The following is a 6,882-nucleotide window of genomic DNA, read 5'->3' as shown; positions in this document are numbered from 1 at the left end:
CACCGGACCCGGTCCGGTGGCCACGCTCTTTTCTGTGTGCCGGTGTCAGGCGTCTTCGGTCCGGTAGATTCCGGCCATCCAGTTTTCGACGTCGTCAACCTGGCGGGGCAGGGCGGCGCTGAGGTTGACGGGTCCGTCAGCGGTCATGAGGATATCGTCCTCGATCCTGACGCCGATGCCACGGTACTCCTCAGGGATCGCCAGGTCTTCCGCCTTGAAGTAGAGGCCCGGTTCAATGGTGAAGACCATGCCCTCGGTGAGGATGCCGTCAAGGTAAAGTTCCCGCTTGGCCTGGGCACAGTCGTGCACGTCCAGGCCCAGGTGGTGACTGGTTCCGTGCGGCATCCAGCGGCGGTGCTGCTGGCCCTCCGGGCTGACCGCTTCCTCCACGCTGACCGGCAGCAGGCCCCATTCGGCGAGGCGTTCGGCCAGGACCGTGGTTGCCGCGGTGTGGATGTCCCGGAATTTCGTCCCGGGCTGCGCGGCGGCGAAGCCCGCGTCCGCGGCGTCCAGGACGGCCTCGTACACTTTGCGCTGGACAGCCGTGAACGTGCCATCGGCTGGAATCGTGCGGGTGATGTCCGCCGTGTAGAGCGAGTCGGCCTCAACACCGGCGTCCAGGAGCAGGAGGTCGCCGGCGTGGATCCGGCCGGTGTTGCGGGTCCAGTGCAGCACGGTGGCGTTGTTGCCGGACGCTGCGATGGTGTCGTAGCCCAGTTCGTTGCCCACCTCGCGGGCGCGGGCGAAGAACGCTCCCTCCACCACCCGTTCGCCGCGGGCATGCGTCAGCGCACGGGGGAGGGCCTTCACAACTTCTTCGAACCCTTCAACCGTTGCGGACACGGCGAGCTTCATCTGTTCGATTTCCCACTCGTCCTTGAGCAGGCGCAGTTCGGAGAGCGCTTCGCTGAGCTTCTCGTCCAGGGCGTCCAGGGCCTCAAGGTCCAGGTTCTCCGGGTCCTTCGCCGTGTTGTACCGGGCCGTATCCACCAGGGCGTCGATGTTTTCGTCCACCTTGCGGACCAGGCGGATGGAGATGCCGCCGATCTCCGGGGCGCCGACGTCCTTGGTGATGGCTGTCTCGAGCTGGTCGATGTGGGCGGTGGGCAGCCCCAGGCGGGCCTGGAACTCTTCGAGGGTGGGGCGCGCACCGATCCAGAACTCGCCGGAGCGGGAGTCGGCGTAGAACTGTTCGGTGTCCCTGCCGGCCAACGGCCGGAAGTACAGCGTGGCGCGGTGGTTGCCGCCGTCGTCGCCGTTTCCTTCCTCCACCGGGTCCAGGATCAGGACAGCGTCCGGCTCATGGTCCAGGCCGAGGCCGGTCAGGTGGGCGAAGCCGGAATGCGGGCGGAAGCGGTAGTCGCAGTCGTTGGAGCGGACCTTGGGCGGCCCTGCGGGGATGACCAGCCGTTCGCCCTTGAACTGGGCGGAGATTGCCTTGCGCCGGGTTGCGGCGTAGCGGGCGACGGCGTCGCGCTGGGGAAGTTCCTGGCTGGACGGTGCCCAGTTGCTGGCCATGAAGGCCTTGAAAGCGTTGGAACTGGGCCGCTGCGAGCGGTTGTTGACGCGCTCCTCCAGCGGCTGGGAAGCAGAGTTCTGGGTGTTATCGGCATCGTTCACGGCACCATCGTCTCACCAGCGTCGCGGCTAAGCGAACAGGCTCCGGTGCCGGAGGGGCGCGGTCCACTAGTCTGGACAAGTGAGGATTGACCTGCATGCCCACTCCAACGTCTCTGATGGTACGGAGCCGCCAGCCGACGTCATGGCCTCTGCCGCGCGTGCGGGCCTGGACGTGGTGGCCCTGACCGACCATGATTCCACCGCGGGTTGGGCCGAGGCGGCCGCGGCGGCCGTCACGCACGGTGTGGCCCTGGTCCCCGGCATGGAAGTTTCCTGCCGGACCGCGGAGGGCATCAGCGTCCACCTCCTGAGCTACCTGCACGACCCCACCCATCCGGGCCTGCTCGAGGAGATCACCAAGGCCAAGGACTCGCGCCTGACCCGGGCCGAACGGATGGTCACCATCCTGGCCGAGGACTACCCCCTGACGTGGGACGACGTGATCCACCATGTGGCCCCGGGCGCCACCCTGGGCCGTCCGCACATCGCTGATGCCCTGGTGGCTGCGGGAGTGGTGGAGGACCGTTCCGAGGCATTCGCTTCAATCCTCACCTCCCGGTCCCGGTACTTCATCCCGCACTACGCACCGGACCCGGCCACCGCCGTCGAACTTGTCCGTGCTGCGGGCGGCGTGCCCGTGTTTGCCCACCCCGTCGCGTCGGCCAGGGGCCGGATCGTGGGGGAACGGACCTACCGGGAGATGATCGACGCCGGCCTGGTGGGACTGGAGATCGACCACCGGGACAATCCGGAAGAGGGGCGGGCGTTTTTACGCAAGCTCGCCGCCAAGCACGGCCTGGTGGTCACTGGCTCCTCCGACTACCACGGCACGGGCAAACCCAACCTGCTCGGCGAGAACGTTACTGCCCCCGAGATGCTGGCACGGATCGAGGAACTGGGCACCGGGGCGGCGGTCATCCGCCCCTGATCAGTGCGACGCGTCAGTTGGCTGGTACGTGGCCAGGGTGGCGTGCGCACCGAGCCTTTTGGCCATGATGTCGATCGCCGGCTGGTTCTGGTCCACGCATACGAACTTCCGGCCAAGCTTGGCCGCCACGGCGCCCAAAGTGCCGGAGCCGGCAAAGAAGTCCAGGCACCAGTCCCCGGGGCGGGACGAGGCGGCGACAATCCGGCGGACCAGTCCTTCCGGTTTCTGGGTGGGGTACCCGGTCTTTTCCTTGCCGGTGGGTGAGACGATGGTGTGCCACCAGACGTCCGTAGGCAGCTTGCCCAGTTCGCGCTTGGCCGGCGTCACCAGCCCGGGGGCCATGTAGGGTTCGCGATCCACCTCGGCGTTGTCGAAGTGGTATTTGGCGGGGTTCTTCACATACACCAGGATGTTGTCGTGCTTGGTGGGCCACCGGTTCTTGGCCCGGGCACCATAGTCGTACGCCCAGATGACCTCATTCAGGAAGCACGCCCGGCCGAAGATGGCGTCCAGCATTACCTTGGCGTAGTGCACTTCGCGGTAGTCCAGGTGCAGGTACAGGGTGCCGTCGTCGGCCAGCAGACGCCAAGCCTCCACCAGCCGAGGTTCCAGGAAGGACCAGTAGTCGCTGAAGGCGTCGTCGTAGCGGTGCAGGGCGCCCTTGATGGTGTCATAGGAACGGCCCTTGAAACCCACCCGGTCCCCGCTGCCTTCGGCATTGGCCACCATCCGGGTTTCCTGCCGCTGCTGGGGCCTGCCCGTGTTGAAGGGCGGATCCACGTAGATTAACGTGAAGGCGCCGTCCGGCAGCGTTGGGAGGTACTCCGCGTTGTCCGCGTGAACCACCAGGCTGCTGCCGTCCGGCGCCCAAACAGTGTCTGTCATCGACGCAGTTAGCCCTCGGAGCTGCCGGGCTGGGTGCCCTTGTCCGCGGCGGCAACCACTTCGCCGTTGCGGCGGCGGGTGCGGGTCCTGGGACGGCGGGTGCGCGAGGGCTGGTCGCCGTCGGCAGCGGGGGCAGCGGCTTCGGCGGCAGGTGCGGCGGAGTCGGAGGTACGACGACGGCGCTCACGGGAGCGGGCGGAATCCCGGCCGCCGGCCTTGCCGCCGTCGTCCTTTCCACGTCCACGGCCGTCCCGCTCGCGGGAACGCGAGGCGTCCCGGCCGCCGCGGCTGTTCTTCTTTCCGGTCTCGCCCAGGTCCTCCAGCACCTCTGCGTCAACACCGGCGAGGGTCCGCTTGTCACGCGGCAAACGGCCCTTGGTGCCTTCGGGGATGTCGAGGTCACTGTAGAGGTGCGGGGAGGAGGAGTAGGTTTCCACAGGTTCGGGAACACTCAGGCCCAAGGCTTTGTTGATCAGCGCCCAGCGCGGCATGTCGTCCCAGTCGACGAACGTGACGGCAGTGCCCTTGTTCCCGGCGCGGCCGGTGCGGCCCACCCGGTGCAGGTAGATCTTTTCGTCCTCGACGCACTGGTAGTTGATCACGTGGGTGACATCGTCCACGTCGATGCCGCGGGCAGCGACGTCCGTTGCAACCAGCACATCCACCTTGTTGTTGCGGAACGCCCGGAGCGCCTGCTCACGTGCGCCCTGGCCCAGGTCGCCGTGGATGGCTGCGGCCGCGAAGCCGCGGTCCACCAGTTCCTCGGCCACCTTGGCGGCGGTGCGCTTGGTCTTGGTGAAGATGATGGTCCGGCCACGGCCCTTGGCCTGCAGGATGCGTGCCACCACTTCGGTCTTGTCCATGCTGTGTGCACGGTAGATGAGTTGGCGGATGTCGCGCTTGGTGAGGCCTTCATCGTCCGGATCGGCTGCCCGGATGTGGGTGGGCTGGGTCATGTAGCGGCGCGCCATCGCGATGACGGGGCCGGGCATCGTTGCCGAGAACAGGAGCGTCTGGCGGACAGCCGGGGTTCCGGCGATGAGGGTCTCAACGTCCGGCAGGAACCCAAGGTCCAGCATTTCGTCCGCCTCGTCAAGGATGACGATTTTGACGTTTTTCAGGCTCAGGTGCTTCTGCTTGTACAGGTCGATCAGGCGCCCGGGGGTGCCCACCACCACTTCGACGCCCTGCTGGAGTGCTTCAACCTGGGGCTCGTAGGCGCGGCCACCATAGATGGTGGTGATCCTCGCGTTGCGCTTGCGAGAGGCCGTCTGGAGGTCGTTGGCCACCTGCACGGCCAATTCGCGGGTGGGGACAATGACCAGGGCCTGCGGGGCGCCCGGTACAGCCAAATTGGCGTAGCCGGGGTCGTCCTGTCCGATGACCCGCTGCAGCGCCGGGATGCCGAAGCCAAGGGTCTTGCCGGTACCGGTCTTGGCCTGGCCAATGATGTCGTGGCCTGCCAGTGCCACGGGCAGGGTCATGGCCTGGATGGGGAAGGGGTGCGTGATCCCGGCGTCGGCCAGGGACTCGACAATGTCCGCGCGGACGTTGTAGTCGGCAAACGACTTCTCCGCGATCTCGTGCGGCGTTTCGTCCGAGATAATGGTCTCTTCCGGCTCGATGGTCTCGGTGCCGGACGCATCGGTCAGGAGCTGGTGGGTATGCAATTCACTCACGGGGAGTTTCCTTATTCATTTGGGCAATGGCGCTGCCTGCTCAACGGGCCGGCCAATCCTGGCCGTTCCGGAGCACGCTCGGGCGCGCAAGCAAATCCAGTGGAAGCCGATCGCGGGCTATCTAATGCTGGCACTGGTGACCAACGGGCAAATCTCAAGATCGCGTAGGGGCGGGCTTGTTGGTTTCAAATCAAGGAAATCAACGACCGGGCATCCAGTTCTACCCTCCCAGTCTAGCCGTACAGGGACAAGATCCCTGTCTTGGCCGTTCCTGCCGCGTCCGCAGGGCCCTATGGAACCAGTTCGAAGTGGATCTGCCGGGTGGTGATATCGGAGGACAGCAGCCGGACGCGCACCTTGGTACCGGACGTCAGCTCGCCTGCGCAGCGGGCGGTGACAGCCGGTTCGGCGATCTGGATGATCCCGGAACTGCCGTTCCCGTTGCCGTTCTTCGCTGCCCCGTTGCCGTTCCCGTTCTGGGGCTTCGACCCGGAAATCACGATCGCGTCGAATTCCTGGCCGATGTGGTTCAACAGCAGTGCCGCCTCCACAGTGTCCAGCGCCATCCGCTCCATCCGCGACGCCAGCTGGTCGGAACCGGCCATGATTCCCGGCAGCAGCGGCAACGCCTCCCGCGCCCAGCCCGGAACATCCCCGCCGTTGCTGAGGGCCTCGCAGATCACCAGCACGAAACGATCCACCAGCCGCCGCAGCGGGGCGGTGGTGTGGGCGTAGGCGGCTCCGATGGCGGACTGGATACCGTCGTCCGGGACTGTCCCGTCAAACGCGGTGTAGGACGCACCGCGGAACAGCATCCCGGCCGAATGCATGATGGCCAGCTGGCGGGGATCGGTGGGGTCCAGCGAGCGCAGGTACTCGCCGTAGCTGACTTCGCCGTCCCACGGCCTGCCCAGCACCTCGGTCTGCAGCCGGAAATGCCTCAGCGACCGCTCATCCGGGGCCGGCATGGTGCGCAGGATGCCCACCTTGCCTTCCAGCATGAGCTGGGCGGCGGCCATTCCCGTCATCAGCGAAATCTGCGCGTTCCAGTCCTCCACGGGAAGCTGCGGGGCGGCGTCGATCCGGTAGCCGCCGTCGGGCAGCTGCACGATCTCCTGCTCCGGCATGTTGAGGCTGGCGCCCCCGCGCGCCCGCTCCAGCGCCACCCGTTTCAGCCCCACGTCCCGGAGGAGCTCCAGCACGGGGGGAGCGGTGCCGGCGTCCAGGGCGGCCTGTGCCCCTTTGTAGCTGAGCTTGTCGCGGCTGCGGATCCGCGCCCGCCTGACGCCCACGGACATCACCGCTGCGTCGGCGTCGAGCATGAATTCCCAGACGAAAGCCGAACACTCCTGGCCCGGCAGCAGGCTCCCGGCACCTTCGCTGATGACCTCCGGGTGCAGCGGGATGCGGCCGTCGGGGGCGTAGAACGTTTGTCCGCGGCGCCTGGTTTCGGTATCCAGCGGACCACCCGGCACCACGAAGGCCGGAACATCGGCTATCGCGTACAGCACCCGGTAGCCGCTCCCGTCCGGCTCGATGAACACGGCCTGGTCCAGGTCCGTGGACGAGGCGGGGTCAATGGTCACGAACTCAACGGCGGTCAGGTCATAGGACGGCAGCTTCAGGGCCGCGACGGCGGCGCGGGCATCGTCCACGGCCGCTGCCGGATAAGGCCCTGGCAGTTCTAGTTCGGCCCGCAACGCACCCAGTGCCTCTTCCAAGGCGTTCCGATGGTCGCGGACATTGGGAGCCAACCGATGATGTGACACA

General features: G+C 66.8%; 5 protein-coding genes. 1 reads left to right on the top strand and 4 read right to left on the bottom strand.

Features of this window, described 5'->3' with window-relative positions; all coding sequences use genetic code 11:
* Positions 1-45 precede the first annotated feature (45 nt).
* Complete coding sequence (locus ACFVVC_RS06655) at positions 46-1,620, bottom strand: aminopeptidase P family protein (RefSeq protein ID WP_387450404.1); 1,575 nt, start codon at positions 1,618-1,620, stop codon at positions 46-48.
* Between the two features lie 79 nt (positions 1,621-1,699).
* Between ACFVVC_RS06655 and ACFVVC_RS06650 the strand changes: the two genes are divergently transcribed.
* Entirely contained in the window at positions 1,700-2,548 is an 849-nt protein-coding gene (locus tag ACFVVC_RS06650; protein ID WP_387450402.1) for a PHP domain-containing protein, read from the top strand.
* On the opposite strand, the gene ACFVVC_RS06645 is transcribed toward ACFVVC_RS06650, so the two are convergent.
* The 3 genes from ACFVVC_RS06645 to ACFVVC_RS06635 all read right to left on the bottom strand — a co-directional run bounded on the left by ACFVVC_RS06645 (position 2,549) and on the right by ACFVVC_RS06635 (position 6,881).
* The gene (locus ACFVVC_RS06645) at positions 2,549-3,433 is read right to left on the bottom strand and encodes a DNA-methyltransferase (RefSeq protein ID WP_387450400.1); all 885 of its coding nucleotides are present in this window, start codon (positions 3,431-3,433) and stop codon (positions 2,549-2,551) included.
* Between the two features lie 8 nt (positions 3,434-3,441).
* Positions 3,442-5,112 carry a DEAD/DEAH box helicase gene (locus ACFVVC_RS06640; RefSeq protein ID WP_387450398.1) on the bottom strand — a complete coding sequence of 557 codons (1,671 nt, stop codon included), beginning with the start codon at positions 5,110-5,112 and terminating at the stop codon, positions 3,442-3,444.
* A 290-nt stretch (positions 5,113-5,402) separates the two neighbouring features.
* On the bottom strand, positions 5,403-6,881 hold the full coding sequence (locus tag ACFVVC_RS06635; RefSeq protein WP_387450396.1) for an RNB domain-containing ribonuclease: 1,479 nt from the start codon (positions 6,879-6,881) through the stop codon (positions 5,403-5,405).
* Position 6,882: the final 1 nt, after the last annotated feature.

The sequence above is a fragment of the Pseudarthrobacter sp. NPDC058196 genome (assembly GCF_042882685.1).
GTDB lineage: Bacteria > Actinomycetota > Actinomycetes > Actinomycetales > Micrococcaceae > Arthrobacter.
This window is presented reverse-complemented; position numbering and strand designations above follow the sequence as displayed.